Consider the following 955-nt stretch of genomic DNA (forward strand, 5'->3'; position numbering starts at 1 on the left):
ATCGAGGTGTTCCTGTTGATTGCATTCATGCCCGCCACGTGCACGCAGCGCTCGCGACGCAACTGAACAAGACTGACAGCAATGATGCGCGCGGCATTGCTCAACTCACGCGCAGTGGCTGGTATCGTGCCGTCGAAGTCAAAAGTATCGCGAGCCACGAAGTCCGGCTGCTTCTTGGAGCGCGCAGTCAATTGGTCAGTATGCGTACCGGCCTGTACAACCAGATCCGCGGGGTGCTCAAAACCTTTGGTGTTGTGCTGCCTCCTGGTACGCGCAGCGCATTCGAGAAACTCGTCGAGCAACATACGCCATCGACATCGCTAATCCGTGGCGCAGTTGACATCCTGCTCGACAGTTGGAGGCATATAGGCAGACAAGTCCGTGAGACCGATAAGGCGCTTGAACGGATTGCGCGCGCCAGCGATGTGTGTCGTCGTTCTGATGACGGTCCCCGGTGTCGGCGTGAAGACAGCAGTGGCATTCGCTGCTGCAGTCGACAATCCGGATCGATTTCGCCGTGTCGGCGATATTGGTCCGTATCTTGGTCTAACGCCAAGGAAGTACCAATCAGGGGACGTCGACCATAACGGTGGAATATCCAAGACCGACTGCCGGCTGACCAGACACATACTGTTCGAGGCGGCGTCGGCTTTGCTCCTGCGTCATAAGCACGACTGCGCACTCCGACGTTGGGCGCAGGCACTGATTCCCCGGATTGGCTTGCGCAAAGCACTGGTTGCAACCGCTCGCAAACTCTCGACGCTGCTGCTCTCAATGTGGAGAAGCGGCAAGGAGTTCATCCCGAGATAGCCACACGCTCGCCGTCGCAAGTCGCCTTACCTGCAACAACTGCGGTACCGGTTCATCCAGGCTGATTACGTCGCCTCAACGATTCCTTGACGCGCTTTGCGGGAAAACCGCGGCAATCACATCGGAACGTTGTAGCGACTCTCTG

At 57.7% G+C, this 955-nt stretch carries 1 protein-coding gene and 1 pseudogene; both read left to right on the forward strand.

From position 1 onward, the window contains the following. Nucleotides 1–38: 38 nt before the first annotated feature. Nucleotides 39–185: pseudogene (locus tag DID99_RS38620) on the forward strand (IS110 family transposase); the annotation flags it as partial. Nucleotides 186–399: 214 nt separating this feature from the next. Continuing rightward, the gene (locus DID99_RS36725; RefSeq protein WP_260444800.1) at nucleotides 400–810 is read left to right on the forward strand and encodes a transposase; all 411 of its coding nucleotides are present in this window, start codon (nucleotides 400–402) and stop codon (nucleotides 808–810) included. Nucleotides 811–955 lie beyond the last annotated feature (145 nt).

This window comes from Burkholderia sp. Bp8986, assembly GCF_003854225.1.
Lineage (GTDB): Bacteria > Pseudomonadota > Gammaproteobacteria > Burkholderiales > Burkholderiaceae > Burkholderia.